Origin of the sequence: Pseudomonas sp. FP2309 (genome assembly GCF_030687575.1) — a bacterium.
GTDB lineage: Bacteria > Pseudomonadota > Gammaproteobacteria > Pseudomonadales > Pseudomonadaceae > Aquipseudomonas.
In genome coordinates, this window is record NZ_CP117439.1 from 3,280,356 (window position 1) to 3,296,984 (window position 16,629).

Genomic DNA, 16,629 nt, shown 5'->3' on the forward strand with positions numbered 1-16,629 from the left:
GGAGCTTACACGGCGCGGTTGGTTTCATCTGGTATAAATTTGGGCGTAAACACCCTCAGATGCACCGGTTTCATTGAAAGTCGCGACTGCGCACATGAATGCCTTCCAACAGCGACGTCAGGTCGGTCAGGCGCCCGGCAATCAAGTGTCGCACCTCGCCCACCGCCTCCCAACGTCCATCCACCTTGAGCAGACGCGAGCCCACCAATGCCTGGCGCTGGCGCTCGGCAAGGTCACGCCAGACCACCACATTGAGGTTGCCGAATTCGTCTTCCAACGTCACGAATGTCACACCACTGGCAGTGCCTGGGCGCTGCCGGCCGGTGACCAGCCCCGCCACACTGACATTGCGTCCATGCTCCACCGCCATCAGCTCGCGGGAACTGCGGCAACGGCGCTTACGCAACTCATCGCGCAGCAACGCCAGCGGGTGCGGCCCAAGGGTGGTGCCGAGCGTGGCGTAATCCGCGTGCAGGTCCTCGCCCACCGTGGGCGCGGGCAAGTCCACCAGCGCTTCATCGGGGCCTGGCAAACCGGCAAACAGCCCCAGTTGTTTGTGCACCCCGGCCACGTCCCAGCGCGCCTGATGCCGGTTGCCGGCCAAGGCGCGCAAGGCGCCGGCATCGGCCAGCAGGGCCTGGGCACGCGCATCCAGCCCGGCGCGTGCATCCAGGTCGGCAATGTCGCTGAACGGCCGGCACTGACGCGCAACTTCGAGGCGACGCCCGTCCGCTTCACGGAACCCGGCGATCATGCGCAAGCCCATGCGGATCGCCGGTTGCCCGCCGTCGATGGGCTCCAGGCTGCAATCCCAGTCGCTGGCCTGCACGTCCACCGGACGGATCTGTAGCCGATGGCGCCGCGCATCCTGCAGGATCTGATCCGGGCTGTAGAAACCCATGGGCCAGCTGTTTATCAGTGCACAGGCAAACGCCGCCGGTTCATGGCATTTGAGCCAGCAACTGGCGTAGGTCAGCAAGGCGAAACTGGCCGCGTGGGACTCCGGGAAGCCATAGCTGCCAAAGCCTTTTATCTGCTCAAAAATATGCGCGGCAAATGCCTCGGTGTAGCCGTTTTTAAGCATGCCGGTGCGCAGGCGTTCCTGATGCGGTTCCAAGCCGCCATGGCGTTTCCACGCGGCCATGGAGCGGCGCAACTGGTCGGCCTCGCCAGGGCTGTAGTCGGCGGCGACCATGGCGATCTGCATCACTTGCTCCTGAAACAGCGGGATGCCCAAGGTGCGCGTGAGCACACTTTCCAGTTCCGGCGACGGATAGGTGGTGGCTTCTTCCTTGTTTCGACGGCGCAAATACGGATGCACCATGCCGCCCTGGATCGGCCCCGGCCGCACGATGGCGACCTGGATCACCAGGTCATAAAAGGTCTGTGGCTTGAGCCTGGGCAACATCGACATCTGCGCCCGCGACTCGATCTGGAACACACCGATGGTGTCGGCCTTGCTGATCATCGCGTAGGTGGCCGGGTCTTCCTTGGGAATCGTGGCCAGGGCCAGGTCAAGGTTGCGATGGCGACGCAGCAGATCGAAACAACGACGGATCGCACTGAGCATCCCGAGCGCGAGGATATCCACCTTGAGCAGACCGACCGCGTCCAGGTCGTCTTTGTCCCACTGGATGATGGTGCGCTCGGCCATCGCGGCGTTTTCCACCGGCACCAGGGTGTCCAGCGGGTATTCGGAAATCACAAAACCGCCGGGGTGCTGGGACAGGTGCCGGGGGAAGCCGATCAACTGCTGGGTAAGCGTGAGCACGCGGCGCAGGATCGGGCTGTCCGGGTCGAAGCCGGCTTCGCGCAGGCGTTCCAACGGTGGCGCCTCGTCATTCCAGCGCCCGCAGCAATCGGCCAGGGCGTTGATCTGGTCCGGCGGCAACCCCAGCGCCTTGGCCACGTCACGCACCGCGCCGGCCGCGTGGTAGCTGCTGACCACTGCGGTCAACGCGGCGCGGTGGCGGCCGTAGCGCTGGAACACGTACTGCAGCACTTCTTCGCGACGCTCGTGCTCGAAATCCACGTCGATATCCGGCGGCTCGTTGCGCTCCTCGGACAGGAAACGCTCGAACAACATATTGGTCAGGCTCGGGTTGATTTCGGTGATGCCCAAAGCAAAACACACCGCCGAGTTGGCCGCCGAGCCCCGGCCCTGACACAGAATCGACTGGCGGCGGGCAAAGCACACGATGTCATGCACGGTGAGGAAGTAGCTTTCGTAACCCAGTTTGCTGATCAAGGTCAGCTCGTGATCGATCTGCTGCAAGGTCTTGGCGTCGATGCCGTGGGGCCAGCGCCTGGCGATGCCGGCTTCGGTGACGGCGCGCAGCCAGGATTGAGCATCATGCCCCGTCGGTACCAGTTCGCGCGGGTAGTGGTAGCGCAGTTGGCCGAGGTCGAAGGTGCAACGGCGCGCGATGTTGAGGGTTTCGTCGAGCAAGGCTTGGGGGTACAGCGCGCCGAGGGCCTCCAGGCTGCGCAGATGGCGCTCGCCATTGGGGTGCAGGCGTGTGCCGGCTTCAGCCACCGGCACGTGATGGCGGATGGCAGTCATGGTGTCCTGCAGGGCGCGGCGGCCGCGCGCATGCATGTGCACATCCCCACAGGCCACCGCCGGGATATTCAGACTCGCGGCCAGTTGCAGGCGCTGCTCAAGATGACGCGCATCGTCCTGGCCGCAGTGCAGGTGCACGGCCAGCCACAGGCGTTCGGCGAAGGTGCGGCGCAGCCATTGGATCGAGGCCTGGGTATCGCTGTCCTGCGCGACCCACAGCGCCAGCAAACCACCGAGGGGTTGCTCGAAGTCTTCCTGCAGCAGGCGGTAATGGCCTTTTTCGGCACGGCGTCGGGCCACGGTGATCAGCCGGCACAGGTGCTGGTAGCCGCGCAGATCCTGCACCAGCAGCACCAGTTTCGGGCCGTTCTCGATGCACACTTCGCTGCCGATAATCAGCGGCAGCTCTACCGCCTTCGCGGCCTGCCAGGCGCGCACGATGCCGGACAAGGTGCACTCATCGGTAATCGCCAAGGTGCTGTAACCCTGACGCTTGGCGCGTTCAAACAACTCGAGCGCACTGGACGCGCCGCGCTGGAAGCTGAAGTTGGACAGGCAATGCAGCTCGGCGTAGCTCATGCAAACCAGCCTTGCAGCCACAAGCCATCGTTTTGCCCGACGCTGCGGTAAGCCCAGCCTTGTTGGCCGGCGCGGGTCCGGACCAGGTAATAGTCACGGCGGATGTCGGCGCCGTCCCACCAGCCGGACTCGATGCGCTCCGGGCCCATAAGAATCTGCACGCCCTGCTCAGCCAGCAAGGTGGGTTGATTGAGCAGCCAGCCGGGGCGCCGCACCTTGTTCAAGCCCGGGCACGCGCGGGTGTCGGTCGCCGCTTGCCAGGCGCACTCGGGGCGATGGTCGGCATGAAAACGCAGGCCTTGCACGGCTTCATCGCCCAGGCGTGCGCGCAGGCGTTCACGCAATTGCTCCCACGGCAGGGTCTGTTGCGGGCGGTCGTCGAACAGGTCCTGGCGCTGCGGCACGAACACCGGCAGGTCCTGGGCCACCAGGCGAAAACCGCGCACCGGTGCGCTGACCTGCACCTGTTCCAGGCGCCCACGGGCCAGTTCGAAGAGCATCGCCGGTTCACGCTCGGCGCTGAGCAGGCCGACCTTGATCACACTGTCGGGCAGTTGGGCGTGTTCCAGGTGCAGGTCGAAACGCTGTACGCCACTGTCGCGACCGCACAGAAACGCGGATAAATCGGCGGTCAAGCGGCGCAGGGGAAACAGCAGTGCCTGGTGGGACTGCACGTCAAAATTCAACTCGATGCGCACATCGAACTGGTCCGGCGGTTGGTAAAAACCGAGGGCCAATGGGCGCTGCCCGGCCAGGGCATCCAAGTGTTTGAGCAGGCCGGCATCGAAGCGTCGCGCCAAGGTGTGTCGGGGCAAGGCTTGCACCTGGGCCAGGGTGCGCAGGCCCATGCGCGACAAGGCGGTGGCCGCCTGGGGCTCCAGGCCGGCGCGGTCGATGGGCAACGGCGCCAGGGCGTGCAGCAAGGCGTCGTCGCCGACGGCCAGGCCATCGTAGAGATTGGCCAGCACCCGCGCCGCCGCCGGGTTGGGCGCAGCGACGATACGGTGGCGAAAACCCAGTTCGGTCAACTCCTTGCGCAAGCGCGCTTCGAACTGTGGCCAGGGCCCGAACAGCCCCAGGCTCGATTCGATTTCAAACAACAGGGCGCGTGGGTAATACAGGCTCACCTGGGAGCTGAACTTATAGGCCCAGGCCGCCAGGAACTGCTGCCAGCGCTCGATTTCGGCGGGGTCGTATTCAGCGCTGGCAAAGGTCTTGGCCAGGGCATGGGCTGCCGTCAGGGAAAGACCTGGGCGCAAGCCCAAGGCGCGCGCGGCGTCGTTGACGGTTTGCAGCACACGCCGCTGCGGTGTGCCGGCCAGCAGCGCCAAGGGCTGGTCGGGCTCGGGATGCACACGCTGCACCCCGTCCAGCGCCAATTGCGGGAAGACAATACACACCCAGCGCATGCCAACCTCAGTGCCCGGCCAGCGCGATCGGCGCCGGATGAGCCAGGCCACCGCGGCACTTGAGCACCCGCACTTGCGCAGGCGCTGCTTCGACCGCCAGGCGCAAGGCCGCCGGCGATGAATGGACCGCTTCGCTCAAGGCGCGCCAGGCAAACGCCAGGGTCTGGCCGGTTTCCGCCGCCACTTGCAGACGCCGCAGCGCGCGATCATCGACCTTGCGCGGCCAGCACAACACCGCGCCGCAACTGCCGGAACGCAGGCACTGCTCCACCGCCCACAACACGTCACGCTCCTCGGCCTGGATCACCGAGAGCCGGCGTACATCCACCCCGGCGTTCTGCCAGGCATGGGGATACGGCGTATAGGGCGGCGCCACCAACACAATGCGTTCCCCTGCTTTGGATAAGCGCGCCAGGGTCGGCAGCACCAGTTGCAGCTCACCGATACCGTCCTTGGCCATCAGGATTTCACTCAACGCCGACTCCGGCCAGCCGCCGCTGGGCAACACCGCATCCAGCGCGGCCAGCCCGGTGGGGTGCACGCTGGCGGGAGGCGCGGCCGGTCGGCCTTTCCACACGCGGCCGCCGTTGAACAGCGTATCCAGCGCAACCACGGCGCCCATCAGCCTTGCCTCACCAGGCCGCAGAACACCCCTTCGATGGCCAGGTCCTGATCCGGGCCCACCACAATGGGTTGATACGCGGGGTTGCGCGGCAGCAGGCGCACGCTGTTGCCACTGCGTTCAAACCGCTTGATGGTGACTTCGCCGTCCAGGCGCGCCACCACGATCTGTCCGTTCAAGGCTTCGGCACTGCGGCGTACGCCCACCAGGTCACCGTCGAGGATGCCGTCTTCGATCATCGAGTCGCCCTGTACCCGCAGCAGGTAGTCGGGGGTTTTCGCGAAGGTGCTCGGGTCCAGTTGCAGACGGCTGTGCACTTCGGCGTCGGCGCCAATGGGCCGGCCTGCGGCGACACGGCCGAGCACGGGCACGTCAAGCCATTCCGGGCGCGCGGGTTGATTAAGCACACGAATACCGCGGGCCTGGTTGGGGTTGACCTCGATAAAACCCGCTTCGGTCAATGCCACGACGTGCTTGCGTGCGACGCTGCGAGAGGCAAAGCCGAACGCCTCGGCAATCTCGGCGAGGCTCGGGGGCTGACCTTGCTGCGCGATACGGTCGCGGATGAAGGTCAGGATGGCGGTACGGCGGGGGGTCAGGGTTGTCATGGAGTACATTTGTACTCTTGTGGGAAATTTCTGACAATAGCCGGCAGTCGCATAGCGGGGACGCGAATTGTCGAAACGCCCCACGCAAGCGCCGGATAACCTCTACTCCCCGCCCCTGATAACCGCTGCAAAGTCCTTCGCCTGAATACACAGTGCGAGGTATTGCAGATGGTTGTCTTCGTTATGGCCCTGGTTAATGGGGCAATGCCTTGAACCTGGCCATCGGCAGGCTGGCCCTGACCCCAATGGACGTAAAGAAGGTCGATGCCGAAGGCGTCTTTCGTGACTTTCGTGAATGCCTGAATACCTTTTTCGATCAAGAAAGCGGACTGCACTACAACCGCCATCGCTACTACAATCCGGATATTGGTCGTTACCTCACGCAAGACCCGGTGACGTTGGCGGGTGGGATCAACGCGTACCTCACCTGAAAGGGCCGACTCACCAGCCGTCTTTGAACATCCTCAACTCCAGGTGCTGCAGCAGCATGATGGTCTTGCCATCCGCAATCTCCCCGCTCTGCACCATCGCCAATGCCCTCTCGAAGCCCAGTTCCAACACCTCGATGTCTTCGCCCTCTTCTTCCAGGCCACCGCCACTGCTCACGCGATCCCCTGGCTGGTATTCGCCGATAAAAAAGTGAATCCGCTCGGTAACCGAACCCGGGCTCATGAACGCCGCGAAGACCTTCTCCACCTGCCCCACGCGGTAGCCCGTCTCTTCTTCCGCTTCCAGGCGGATGCGTTCTTCGGGGCTGGCGTTGTCCAGCAACCCGGCGGCTGTTTCGATCAGGTAACCGGGGTAATCGTTGACGAACGTGGGCATGCGGAACTGGCGAATCAGCACCACCGTACGCTGCTCGCGGTTGTACAACAGGATGGTCGCGCCATTGCCTCGGTCGTACACCTCGCGGGTTTGGGCTTGCCAGCTGCCGTCGCGGCGGCGCAGGTCGAAGCTGTATTTCTTGAGGAGGTACCAATTGTCCGAGAGGGTTTCTTCGGCAGTGATGCGAACGGGGCTGTTGTCCATGGTCGGGCCTTTGTTCAAAAGAAGGCGCCATTGTCAGCTCTGTAATACTTTGCAAGCAATCACCCTGCACGACCGTCGAATTTATACCTGCCGCTGTAGGCCATCTGGTAAAAACCCTGCTTCACCTTTGCACTGGAACCTTCATGTCTTCTCGTTTTCTGTCGCGCTTGCGCCTGCGCTGGTTTCCCCTGTTGTGCATGCTGGTGTTGATCGTCGGCTTGCCGGTGGGGTGCAGCGTACTGCAACAAAAAGAGCGCGAGCTGGTGTTTCGTATCGAGCCGGGCACTGCCAGTTGGTACAGCGGTTTACCGAAGGCGGTGCAGGAATTTGAACTCAAGCCCGCCAGTTTCAAGTCAGGGCAGAACATTCACGCCTGGTGGTACCCGGCCGACCAGAAAGACGCGCCGGCGGTGCTCTACCTGCACGGCGTGCGCTGGAACCTCACCGGGCAGCTGTTTCGTATCGAGCAACTGCAGGCACTCGGTTATTCGGTACTGGCCATCGATTACCGTGGCTTTGGCCAAAGCAAAGGTGACCTTCCCTCGGAAACCACGGTGTACGAGGACGCGCGTATCGCCTGGGAACGTTTCCAGGTGCTGCAACCAGACCCAAGCAAACGCCTGATCTACGGGCACTCGCTGGGCGGTGCGGTGGCCATCGATCTGGCGGCGGAACTGGGTAAGCAGACGCCGCTGCCGGTACGCGGGCTGGTGATCGAATCAACCTTCACCTCCCTCGCGGATGTGGCCACGGCGGTGGCCAACACCTCGTTGCCGGTGCGCTGGTTGCTGTCGCAGAAGTTCGATTCCATCGACAAGATCGCCGACATCCAGATGCCGCTGCTGGTGGTGCACGGCCTTGACGACCGCTACGTGCCACCGCGTTTCAGCCAGCAATTGTTCGACGCCGCCAGGGAACCCAAGCGGCTGTTGTTGGTGCCCGGTGCCAGCCATAACAACAGCATGAGCCTGGCCGGTCGCAGCTATCGCCAGGCACTCGACAACCTGATGCAAGCCCGGATGCCGGCGCAGGTGGTTACGCACTCCACAGGCCGCAATAACCCGTCATAAATAGGTTTTCGGCACTGGGTCCGCACTTGCCTGTCAAGCGCAAACCCAGCCCATGCTGGCCCAAACGCAAAGTTGATCAAATATTGATCTATGCTTAAATCGCCAAGCCAGCCGGGGGTTCGCAAAGTTATCCACAGAGATACCCACGGTTTCCGTGGACAACTCTTTTTATTTTTTTACGTTTTTTTTGCTTATCGAATGCTTTCTGGAAATGTACCGGGCAACAAAATCTCGCGATTCACATCGCGTATATCGTTATACCCGCACAATGCCATCGACACGTCCAATTCACGGGCGATGATCTCAAGCGCCTTGGTCACGCCCGCCTCCCCCATGGCACCCAAACCGTACAAATGCGGCCGGCCGATCATCGTGCCCTTGGCGCCCAGAGCCATGGCCTTGAGCACGTCCTGGCCGGAGCGAATGCCACCGTCGAGCCACACCTCAATACGCTCACCCACCGCGTCGACAATCGCCGGCAACTGGCTGATGCTCGAGGGTGCACCGTCCAACTGACGGCCGCCATGGTTGCTGACCACCAACGCATCCGCGCCGGAATCGGCGGCCAGACGGGCGTCTTCCACATCGAGGATGCCCTTGATGATCAGCTTGCCGCCCCAGCATTTTTTGATCCACTGCACATCGTCCCAGCTCAAGCGCGGATCGAACTGTTGAGCGGTCCACGACGACAGCGAACTCATGTCCGCCACGCCCTTCACATGCCCGACGATATTGCCGAAGCCACGCCGTTGGGTGCCGAGCATGCCCATGACCCAGCGCGGCTTGGTCGCCATGTTGAGGATATTCGGCAGGGTCAGCTTGGGCGGCGCCGACAGACCGTTGATCAAGTCTTTGTGACGTTGCCCAAGAATCTGCAAGTCCAGGGTCAGCACCAGGGCGTCCACACCGGCAGCCTTGGCGCGTTCGATCAATTGCTCGACAAAGGCGCGGTCGCGCATCACGTACAGCTGGAACCAGAACGGCTGGCCGACGTGCTCGGCGATGTCTTCCAGCGAGCAGATGCTCATGGTCGACAAGGTGTAGCGCAGGCCGAACCTAGCGGCGGCACGCGCGGTGAGTATTTCGCCATCGGCATGCTGCATGCCTGCCAGACCGGTGGGCGCCAGCGCGACCGGCATGGCCATGTCCTGGCCGATCATGCTGGCGCGGATCGAGCGCTCATCGATATTGCGCGCCACACGCTGGCGGAACTTGATGGCGGCAAAGTCGCTTTCATTGGCGCGGTAGGTGCTCTCAGTCCAGGACCCGGAATCGGCGTAGTCGTAGAACATCCGTGGGACACGTTTTTGCGCCAGCTTGCGTAAATCTTCGATGGTTGTCATCAACGACATCTAGGTCACCTCTCCCTGAACTGACCCCCAGAGAGTAACCGCCCATCGGCCCTGCAACCAGCCATTGCGTTTAGATCGACCGGCGACTAATCTCGCACAAACCCGCAAATAAGTGCAAAAACATGCATAACACCCACCAAGCCATTGATCTGCCGTCCTTGCGCAAACAGAAGATTCTGTTGCTGCTGGAACGCGACGGCAAAGTCACCGCCTCGCAATTGGTCGAACACTTTGCCGTGTCCCAGGACACCATCCGCCGCGACCTCGGCGAACTCGCCGCCGCCGGCCTGTTGCAACGTGTCCACGGCGGCGCCCTGCCCCGGCCGAAAGACACCGGCAAGGACTTCTTCACCCGCGTCGGCGAGAGCAATGAGGCCAAGCGCCATCTTGCACGACTGGCCGCAAACCAAGTGCAGGACGGCCAGATCGTGTTGTTCGATTCCGGCTCGACCACGCTGCAGATCGCTCAGTCATTGCCGCGCTCGATCCGCCTGACCGCTGTCACCACCTCGCCGATGATCGCCATCGCCCTGGCCGACCATCCGGATGTGAACGTGATCCTGGCCGGCGGCCAACTCAACCCCGCCACACTCTCCACCGGCGGCTTCGAAGCCGTACGCCTGATCCAGAGCATCAAGGCCGACCTGCTGTTTACCGGCGTGTGCGCCTTGCACCCGCAGGTGGGCATCAGTTCGCTGCATTTTGATGAAGTGGCGGTCAAAAGAGCCCTGCTCGACAGCGCTTCCCACGTAGTGGCCGTGACCACCGCCGACAAACTCGGCGCCGTGGAGCCGTTTGTGGTGGCGCCGTGCAACCGCATTCACACATTAATCACCGAGTGGCATGTGCCGAACCTGGAGGCGTATGAGCAGCTAGGTGTGGACGTTCTGCGGGTTGAGGTCGAGTAGAGACAAGGCGTCGGCCACCGCATGGCCGCTCGCGGTGTTGTCGAATATGCACCAGGTGGGAACGCCCTCTGCAGCCGACTGGCCCAAAAGTCGCGCAAAGGCCTGCACACGTTCCGGACCATAGGCACTGTGATAGATGCGCGGCGAGCCATGCAGGCGCCAATAGCGCACGCCGTGCCAGCCGGCGCAGGTGACAGAGGCGTCAAGCACCGGCGGGTCGGCCGCCACGCGCCCTATCTGCATTGCCTGCAACAGCGCCTCAGCGGCGTGCCAACTGACGTGGCGTGGTTCAAGCACCACATTGCCGGCAAACCGTCGACGTAACGCCGTAAAAAACGCGTCGGCCGTGGAGGGTTCATAGGTCAATGAAGGGGGCAATTGCACCAGCAGGCAGCCCAGATGCTCGCGCAATGGCAAGCATTGCTCGAGAAATTCATCCAGCGCCATCTCACACTGCTGCAAACGCCGGGTGTGGGTAATGTGCTTGGGGACCTTCACCGAAAAACGAAACGCTGGCGGCACGCTCTGTCCCCAGCGCGCATAGGTTTTCGGCTGGTGGGGCCGATAGAACGAGCTGTTGATTTCCACCGCATTGAAGCGTGACGCATAGCGCTGCAAATGCGTGCCCTCACGGCTGAACGCCGGCCAGTGCTCACGCGGCAAACTCCAGCCCGCGCATCCCACATACAACGCTGGCGTCAAAACAGCACCGCCGCCGCATCGCGCATGAAAATCTCGATGGTCTTGGGCCCTACCCCCTCGAACTCAGCCAAGCGCTGCTCGAACGCCTGGCGGTCGGCGCTGGCGCTGCGCATCTGGGTGAGCTTGCCGGCATAGTCGGCGTTCAACTTGGCGCTGAGGTCCAGCAAGCGCTGCGCCGTGGTTTCGTCATAGCGCACGTAATGGGCGCGGCCCAGCATCGCCACCAGTTCGCGCGAGGTGCAGTGCTGCAACTTGCGCGCGGTGTCGCGGCCATGCTCTTGAACAATCACCTTGTACGCCTGCGCGGCAATCGAAGCCTGGATGCGCTTGCCCATCAGGAAGCTGGCGATAAACCACTTGAACAGGCTGCTGTCGTCATCGGGCTTGAGCTCGATGCCCAGGTCGGCGGCGGTAATAACACCTGCCATGCTCAGCGGTCCAGTTTGCGCTCGGCGTCTGCGGCCTGCTCGCGGATCGCATCGGTCTGGCGCTCAGTGTCTTTGATCGATGTGGGCGTGAGCACTTTGTCGACGGTTTCTGTTTTGGGATTCGGCTGCGCCAGGGTCTGACCTTTTAAAGCATCGTCGGTACCTTTCTGGGCGTCTTCAGAACTGATCGGGTCAGGGGTTTTGTCGGCGGTCTTAGGGTCGGTCACGGTCTCTCTCCAAGCCATTGAAAGCGCGCAGAAACAGCGCGCACTTATGCAGCAGAGCGTGTGGCATTTCGATCGTTCAAAGAAATTGCCCTGCGGGATTTTCGCGAAAAAAATTTAAACCTTTTGCACAGGTACCGGCTCAACAGACAGGTACTGGCACTCGCCATTTTCAAGGAGAAACACCATGACTACTTTGCTGATGAAACAAATGGGCCTGACATTCGCACTGGTTGCGGGCTCTATCTCGACCGCCATGGCCGCCACGTCCAACGACTTCGTTGAAAACGCCGCACAAGGCGGTATCACCGAAGTCGAGGCCGGCAAGCTGGCCTTGGAAAAAAGCACATCGGCCGATGTAAAAACATTCGCCCAGCACATGGTCACCGACCACACAAAGGCCAATCAGCAACTGATGGCCCTGGCGAAAAAGCTGGATATTGAAGTGCCGGATGACGCCGCGCTGACCGACAAAGCCAAAAAAGCCATCCTCGAAATGCGCGACGAATCGTTCGACAAGGCCTACGCCAACAACCAGGTGGCCGCCCATGAAAAAACCGTCGAATTGTTCAAGAAAGAAGCTGCTTCTTCGGACAACGCCGAGTTGAAGGCATTCGCCACCGACACGCTGCCGACCCTGGAAAAACACCTGCAAATGGCCAAGGAGCTGCAAAGCAAATACGCCAAATAATCCACCCAGCACACAGGAGACTCGACCATGAGTTCGTCACTCAGCGGCAAGAAAATCCTTATCATCACGTCCAACACCGGCATCGAACGCGATGAGCTGGTCAAGCCTTTGGAAGCGCTGCGCGGTTATGGCGCCACCGTGACCCACGGTTCCAGCAAGGGCGGCACCACCCAGACCTTCGTCGGCGATACCGAGAAGGACAAGACGGTAGAATCCGATGTGCAGTTGTCGGACGTTCTTAGCAGCGACTTCGACGCGCTGGTGATTCCCGGCGGCACCGTCAACGCTGACACTCTGCGCCAGGACGCGGCGGCATTGCGCTTGATCAAAGACTTCGCCGACGCCGGCAAGACCGTCGCCGCTATCTGTCACGGGCCCTGGACGCTGATCGACGCGGGCGTGATCAAGGGCAAGACCCTGACCTCGTATAAAAGCGTGCGCATCGACCTGGAAAACGCCGGTGCTGCCGGCTGGGTCGATGCCCAGGTCAAGGAATGCAAAGCCAATGGCTGGACGTTGATCACCTCACGCACACCGGATGACCTGCCGGCGTTCAACGAGGCGATTGCCAGCGCCCTGGCTGGCTGATAGTCGAGCTCTGAACGTAAACAGGCGCCCCATGGGGCGCCTGTTTGCCGACCGTGCTGAACCTCAGCTTTTACGGTGTTCGGCCATCTCACGCTTAGGCCCGAACATCGACCAGGCGATCAACCCCAACACCGGCACAAAGATCAGAATAACCAACCACAACCCCTTGGTCTCCCAGCCGCTGGTGCTACGCAGTACCACGTTGATGGCCCACAACTCCAACAGCAGCACAATCACCGCCAACCCAATCCAGACATATTCTAATTGCATGCTTCACCTCCTGAGGTCTAAGGGTTAGGTCAAGCACGAGCCCCAAGGGTTCCATCGGATTTGTGCTATTTGAGCCGGCACGTGAATAGAGACCTGGCGGCCTGGCCTGTGAGGTCAAGCAGGCAGTGGGCGCCACATTCATCAAGCCGGCCGACCACCATGGGCGTAATGCAATCCGCTTGACCGCCGACCATGCAAGCTGCACGACCCGCGCCGTCTTTAATTCGCCACAACCCATTGATCTATAGGTACTTTTATCGAAATTATAAGTTGGTACGGCTGATGCAATGACTCCGACGAGGCGCGCACTTCGACGCGCCCGAACCCAGTCTGTGAGGTTTCATCATGAATGCGATCGACCTTCTCAAAGCCGACCACGAACGTGTCAAAACGCTGCTGACCCAACTGAGCGAGTCCACCGAACGCGGGGTAAAAAAGCGCACCGAATTGCTGGCCAAGCTGGAGATGGAAATCACTCTGCACACCAAGCTGGAGGAAGAGATTCTTTACCCAGCCTTCCGTAAAGCCGGCGGCAAGGAACAAGACGTCATGTACCACGAAGCCAAGGAAGAGCACCGCACCGTCGACGCCCTGGTGCTGCCTGATCTTAAGAAGACCGAACCTTCCACCACCGAGTTTTCCGGCCGGGTAAAAGTGGTCAAGGAACTGTTGGAACATCACATCGAGGAAGAGGAAACCGAGATGTTCCCTCAAGCGAAAAAACTGCTCGGCAAAGCGCAGCTCGAAGCGCTTGGTGCAGAAATGGAAGCCATGAAAGCAGCGTATAAAAAAACCATGGGCGCTAAACCGATGGCGGCTTGATTACCGCCCGTCGTCCCGCTGCGTCGGGGTGAGGGAAACAGTTTTGCGCAATGGATCAAGAGGATTGAATCATGAAGCACTCGCGAAGGATTTTGCTCGCCCTCACCCTGACTGCCCTGTGCGGTCAACCTGCCTTTGCTGCATTTGGCGACAACCCCACAGCTGCGGCCGATGCCTTGGCGGGCGACGGCGCCGCCGGCTCTGCCCTGCCGCCCGGGACTTATCCAAGCAGCCCTTCCGACCGGGACAAAAAAACCCAGGAAAGCGACCAGCAGCAGACGGACAAAACGTCCAAACCTGCGGACTCCGATTCCGACACGAAACCACCCAGAAAACCGCGTTCAGGCAGCTGACGGCTCATCGGCGCTCGGTGGCTCGGGGGCAAGGCCCCAGTCGCCGTGTTCGTACCAGTCATCACCGAGCATCTCGGCGGGGTGCATGGTGCGGTCGGCGCCGTTGCCGCAGGCCAGGTCGCTGGCGCCGCAGTAGCGATCACAGCCCCAGCAGATGCGTTCGGGGTGCTTGGGGTGCAGGGGGAAAGGCTTGGCCATGGGCGGGATCCTTGCCGGTGGGCGATAGCCACACCCTACGTCCGGTGGCGGCTGGTGGGCTTGATTGATGTCAATTGGGTCCGTTCTTACAGCTGGGGCCCCGAACACAGGGGTTGGTTCAGGATGGGGTGTCGATGGTAGGACAGAGTACATATCCGTTGCTGCAGCAACGGATATGTACTCAATACTCAGTTCCCCCAATCACCCCATCCCCCCTGAAATCATGCCGCAACGGCTTGCCCCTCAACCCCATACAAAACGCCTCAACCAACGGCCCGTCATCCAGCGGATAGCGCCGCAACAAAGCGCGAAAATCCAGCGCATCTTCCTACCCCAAACACAACAACAACAACTGCCCTTCAACGGTCACCGACGTGGAACTTGCGCTGGTCGACATGCCCGTTCAAGTCCAGCACGCCTTGAGCCTGGCGTGCGCGAGCGAGTGGGATGACGGTGTGCATGACAGGCTCCGGAACAGGCGACGGTGAGCCATTGTCCGGTGCGACGCCACGGCGCACCTTGATGTGCATCAAGGGCTTTACCAGGTGAGGTAGAACATGCTCTTGGCCAACAGCACAATCGCGACCATATGCCCGAACAGGCTCAGGTGCACCCCACGGATATAGCGCGCACTGACGCTGCCCCGGCGCATCCGCGCCATGGTCAGCAAAAAGTGCGCGAGCACGCTGGCGGCGAGGATCAACTTAAGGCTCAACAAGGTGCCGAACGAGGAAGACAACGGCGCGGCCAACGCCGGCCAATAACGCAGCCAGACCATACCGAGCCCGGCGCCGAACAGCACCAGCAACACCCAGGGCATCAGCACCCTGGCACGCCGGCCGACGCCCTGCTCCACCAACACCATCACGCGCAGCGGCAAGTGCCGGTGCAAGTGCCCCAGGATCAGCACCTCGAAAAACACCGTGCCGATAAAAATCAGCGCGGCGAACAGGTGAGCCAATAACAGCAGCAGATAGAGCATCGTGGCCTCTCAAGGGGACCGGCCGGGGAGCGCTCAGTGTGCCGGCGGACGCAGGGTGCAGCCTTGATGCCGATCAAGGCTTGGCTGACGTGCCTTGCAGCACCGTGCTGCGCCAGGTCACGCCCAGGCCTTGGAACGTGCCCGTGGGGGCCCGGGAACGATACCGTTTGCCGGTGGGGCCAGGTCGGGAGGCACCCTCCAGCCGCTGAAGCCACCGCGTGCGGTCAGTGGGCACCAGGCGAAATCCCACGGCGCGGGGGGCAAGGCGCGCGGTTCGACAGCGGCGCGCCCAGGTTTTTTCCAATCGAACAGCGTCACCCCTTGCCACGCCAGCACCACGCCTTCGGCCGGGCTGTCATCGGTATTGACCCAGCAGGCCGCCGTGGCGGCCATGAAGGCTTCGATGGGCTCATCGTCGATCTGCTCGCGATACGGCGAGTCCAGCAGCCAGCGGCAGACATTCAGGTGGTAGGTCCAGTCCTGGGCGGGCTGGTTGCGGTAGGCCCAGGTCATGAAGCTGCGAAACAGGTTCAGGCCCTCGGGCGGGTCCAGCTTGAGCAGCGCCGGACAGATGTCGAACAGGCTGTGCCAGTACGGCAACAGACGTGCATCCAGGTGCACGAAGCAGCGGGAATTGCTGGGGTATTGCGCAGGTACAGGTTCGGCACGCAGGCGACGGGCGCCGGCAGGCAATGGGTGGCTCATGAAACGCACTCACAGTCGTGACGATAGAACGCCGCCCTGTTAGGGGCGGCCCAAGGCACACGTCAGACGGCGGGGGAAGCGCGGGGGTTGGCCGAGGGCCAGACGTAGCGTGGCGGCGCCTTGTTGCGCCGCGCATAGGCCGGGCGCGGGGGTTGCGAGAGGCCCAGCAGCCAGGCCAGGCCGATCAGGAACACCAGGGCGAGCGTCAAGGTGGCGCACACTGGGCAGGCAAAGTAGTTCGAGATGTTACTGGAAGCCGCGCCGCCGGACCCTTTGTCGGAAAGTGGCGCCTGTTTACCCGCCACCGAACAGAACGCCCCGCCGATCCCGTTGAGTTGCTGGCCCATCATATGCCCATGGCCCAAACCGCACACGAACAGGTTCATCAGCACGCAGAAATACAGGCTCCAGGCGATCAGCGAACGGTTGGGATGGCTCAATTTCATGGCGGCGACTCTACCACTCGAGACACAAAAGAGGCCAAATGCACCGCGCACCTGTGGCAGAACGTCGCAGATTACGTGGG

Annotated in this window: 20 protein-coding genes and 2 pseudogenes; 7 read left to right on the forward strand and 15 right to left on the reverse strand. The window is 62.0% G+C overall.

Annotation, left to right across the window (positions count from 1 at the left end):
• Window positions 1–70 precede the first annotated feature (70 nt).
• Genes PSH59_RS14845 through lexA form a run of 4 tightly spaced genes read right to left on the reverse strand, consistent with a single transcriptional unit; the run spans window position 71 to window position 5,790 of the window.
• Window positions 71–3,142 (reverse strand): error-prone DNA polymerase, encoded by a 3,072-nt coding sequence (locus PSH59_RS14845; protein WP_248083485.1) that lies wholly within the window; start codon window positions 3,140–3,142, stop codon window positions 71–73.
• Entirely contained in the window at window positions 3,139–4,551 is a 1,413-nt protein-coding gene (locus tag PSH59_RS14850) for a DNA polymerase Y family protein (protein WP_305393040.1), read from the reverse strand. Before PSH59_RS14850 ends, PSH59_RS14845 begins: the two co-directional genes overlap by 4 nt.
• 7 nt (window positions 4,552–4,558) lie before the next feature.
• Window positions 4,559–5,173 carry a translesion DNA synthesis-associated protein ImuA gene (imuA, locus tag PSH59_RS14855; RefSeq protein WP_305393041.1) on the reverse strand — a complete coding sequence of 205 codons (615 nt, stop codon included), beginning with the start codon at window positions 5,171–5,173 and terminating at the stop codon, window positions 4,559–4,561.
• Complete coding sequence (gene lexA / locus PSH59_RS14860; protein WP_305393042.1) at window positions 5,173–5,790, reverse strand: transcriptional repressor LexA; 618 nt, start codon at window positions 5,788–5,790, stop codon at window positions 5,173–5,175. Before lexA ends, imuA begins: the two co-directional genes overlap by 1 nt.
• 302 nt (window positions 5,791–6,092) lie before the next feature.
• Here lexA and PSH59_RS26395 point away from each other — a divergent pair.
• A pseudogene (locus tag PSH59_RS26395) lies at window positions 6,093–6,203 on the forward strand (RHS repeat-associated core domain-containing protein); the annotation flags it as partial.
• Window positions 6,204–6,222: 19 nt separating this feature from the next.
• On the opposite strand, the gene nudK reads toward PSH59_RS26395, so the two are convergent.
• Entirely contained in the window at window positions 6,223–6,810 is a 588-nt protein-coding gene (gene nudK, locus PSH59_RS14870) for a GDP-mannose pyrophosphatase NudK (protein WP_305393044.1), read from the reverse strand.
• 143 nt (window positions 6,811–6,953) lie between these two features.
• Here nudK and PSH59_RS14875 point away from each other — a divergent pair, with 143 nt between their 5' ends.
• Complete coding sequence (locus tag PSH59_RS14875; RefSeq protein ID WP_248083491.1) at window positions 6,954–7,880, forward strand: alpha/beta hydrolase; 927 nt, start codon at window positions 6,954–6,956, stop codon at window positions 7,878–7,880.
• A 191-nt stretch (window positions 7,881–8,071) separates the two neighbouring features.
• Here PSH59_RS14875 and PSH59_RS14880 read toward each other — a convergent pair whose 3' ends face one another.
• Window positions 8,072–9,232, reverse strand: a complete 1,161-nt coding sequence (locus PSH59_RS14880) for an alpha-hydroxy acid oxidase (RefSeq protein ID WP_248083492.1) — start codon at window positions 9,230–9,232, stop codon at window positions 8,072–8,074.
• Window positions 9,233–9,354: 122 nt separating this feature from the next.
• Between PSH59_RS14880 and PSH59_RS14885 the strand changes: the two genes are divergently transcribed.
• Window positions 9,355–10,140, forward strand: a complete 786-nt coding sequence (locus PSH59_RS14885; protein WP_248083493.1) for a DeoR/GlpR family DNA-binding transcription regulator — start codon at window positions 9,355–9,357, stop codon at window positions 10,138–10,140.
• Here PSH59_RS14885 and PSH59_RS14890 read toward each other — a convergent pair.
• Genes PSH59_RS14890 through PSH59_RS14900 form a run of 3 tightly spaced genes read right to left on the reverse strand, consistent with a single transcriptional unit; the run spans window position 10,105 to window position 11,497 of the window.
• Window positions 10,105–10,842, reverse strand: a complete 738-nt coding sequence (locus tag PSH59_RS14890; RefSeq protein WP_305393045.1) for a DUF72 domain-containing protein — start codon at window positions 10,840–10,842, stop codon at window positions 10,105–10,107. The two genes, PSH59_RS14885 and PSH59_RS14890, sit on opposite strands and share 36 nt — an antisense overlap.
• Window positions 10,839–11,270: a DNA methylase gene (locus PSH59_RS14895; protein WP_305393046.1), complete on the reverse strand. Its 432-nt coding sequence runs from the start codon at window positions 11,268–11,270 to the stop codon at window positions 10,839–10,841. The genes PSH59_RS14890 and PSH59_RS14895 overlap by 4 nt, the downstream gene beginning before the upstream one ends.
• Window positions 11,271–11,272: 2 nt before the next feature.
• Entirely contained in the window at window positions 11,273–11,497 is a 225-nt protein-coding gene (locus PSH59_RS14900) for a hypothetical protein (protein ID WP_305393047.1), read from the reverse strand.
• 184 nt (window positions 11,498–11,681) lie between these two features.
• Here PSH59_RS14900 and PSH59_RS14905 point away from each other — a divergent pair, with 184 nt between their 5' ends.
• On the forward strand, window positions 11,682–12,185 hold the full coding sequence (locus PSH59_RS14905; protein WP_305393048.1) for a DUF4142 domain-containing protein: 504 nt from the start codon (window positions 11,682–11,684) through the stop codon (window positions 12,183–12,185).
• Window positions 12,186–12,212: 27 nt separating this feature from the next.
• Window positions 12,213–12,773 (forward strand): type 1 glutamine amidotransferase domain-containing protein, encoded by a 561-nt coding sequence (locus PSH59_RS14910; RefSeq protein WP_305393049.1) that lies wholly within the window; start codon window positions 12,213–12,215, stop codon window positions 12,771–12,773.
• A 63-nt stretch (window positions 12,774–12,836) separates the two neighbouring features.
• On the opposite strand, the gene PSH59_RS14915 is transcribed toward PSH59_RS14910, so the two are convergent.
• Window positions 12,837–13,043 (reverse strand): PLDc N-terminal domain-containing protein, encoded by a 207-nt coding sequence (locus tag PSH59_RS14915; protein WP_305393050.1) that lies wholly within the window; start codon window positions 13,041–13,043, stop codon window positions 12,837–12,839.
• A gap of 345 nt (window positions 13,044–13,388) precedes the next feature.
• Between PSH59_RS14915 and PSH59_RS14920 the strand changes: the two genes are divergently transcribed.
• Together PSH59_RS14920 and PSH59_RS14925 are read left to right on the forward strand one after the other, a co-directional pair.
• Window positions 13,389–13,865, forward strand: coding sequence for a hemerythrin domain-containing protein (locus tag PSH59_RS14920; protein ID WP_305393051.1), 477 nt, complete (start codon window positions 13,389–13,391; stop codon window positions 13,863–13,865).
• A 71-nt stretch (window positions 13,866–13,936) separates the two neighbouring features.
• Entirely contained in the window at window positions 13,937–14,218 is a 282-nt protein-coding gene (locus tag PSH59_RS14925) for a hypothetical protein (RefSeq protein WP_248083502.1), read from the forward strand.
• On the opposite strand, the gene PSH59_RS14930 is transcribed toward PSH59_RS14925, so the two are convergent.
• From PSH59_RS14930 to PSH59_RS14950, 5 genes and pseudogenes are all read right to left on the reverse strand, one after another.
• The gene (locus PSH59_RS14930) at window positions 14,207–14,416 is read right to left on the reverse strand and encodes a DUF3079 domain-containing protein (RefSeq protein WP_305393052.1); all 210 of its coding nucleotides are present in this window, start codon (window positions 14,414–14,416) and stop codon (window positions 14,207–14,209) included. The two genes, PSH59_RS14925 and PSH59_RS14930, sit on opposite strands and share 12 nt — an antisense overlap.
• Before the next feature lie 181 nt (window positions 14,417–14,597).
• A pseudogene (locus PSH59_RS14935) lies at window positions 14,598–14,786 on the reverse strand (GTP 3',8-cyclase MoaA); the annotation flags it as partial.
• Between the two features lie 168 nt (window positions 14,787–14,954).
• A complete protein-coding gene (locus tag PSH59_RS14940) occupies window positions 14,955–15,398 on the reverse strand; it encodes a hypothetical protein (protein WP_248083504.1) in 444 nt (147 codons plus the stop codon).
• Between the two features lie 117 nt (window positions 15,399–15,515).
• Window positions 15,516–16,103 (reverse strand): putative natural product biosynthesis protein, encoded by a 588-nt coding sequence (locus PSH59_RS14945; protein WP_305393053.1) that lies wholly within the window; start codon window positions 16,101–16,103, stop codon window positions 15,516–15,518.
• A 62-nt stretch (window positions 16,104–16,165) separates the two neighbouring features.
• Window positions 16,166–16,549, reverse strand: a complete 384-nt coding sequence (locus PSH59_RS14950) for a DUF2946 domain-containing protein (protein WP_305393054.1) — start codon at window positions 16,547–16,549, stop codon at window positions 16,166–16,168.
• Between the last annotated feature and the right edge of the window lie 80 nt (window positions 16,550–16,629).